The sequence below is a fragment of the Paenibacillus sp. 05T425 genome (assembly GCF_056396205.1).
Genome location: NZ_JBFTLA010000119.1, coordinates 1 through 425, shown reverse-complemented (window position 1 = coordinate 425; position 425 = coordinate 1). Strand labels below are relative to the sequence as shown.

Below are 425 nucleotides of genomic sequence, written 5' to 3'. Positions count from 1 at the left end.
TTTGAATCTCAGGTATCCAGGTTTCCCGCCAGGAACTGTTTCAGACGCTGGCGCATCACCCCTCCCTCGTTTCCAAGGCAACCCACCGACGACCCGGCCAGACTTTCTTGCGCCAGGTCGGACGCATCCCCGGCCAGAAACAGCTGACAATCCAGGCCCATGGCCAGACGGTTCAAACGTCGAGGCAGTTCGGCAGCCGGCGCGTGATTGGAAATCAGCACCAGCGCCCTTGGCTTGATCTTCTCACAAACCAAGATCAACTCATCAAAGGGCTGCCCGATCGCCAACAACTGAATAGCCGAATCGATGCTGCTCAGATAGAGCGCCGTGACCAATACTTCGAGCTCACGACATTGGTCGGCCAAGGCGCAGACAATCACTCGTCGCGGCTGCATKACACGCACCAGCAGCAGGCGTTGCAATAC

At 57.8% G+C, this 425-nt stretch carries 1 protein-coding gene; it reads right to left on the bottom strand.

The features are described from left to right. Positions 1–8: 8 nt before the first annotated feature. On the bottom strand, positions 9–425 hold a 417-nt coding region (locus AC1DF0_RS32370), incomplete at its 5' end, for a hypothetical protein (protein ID WP_477577690.1).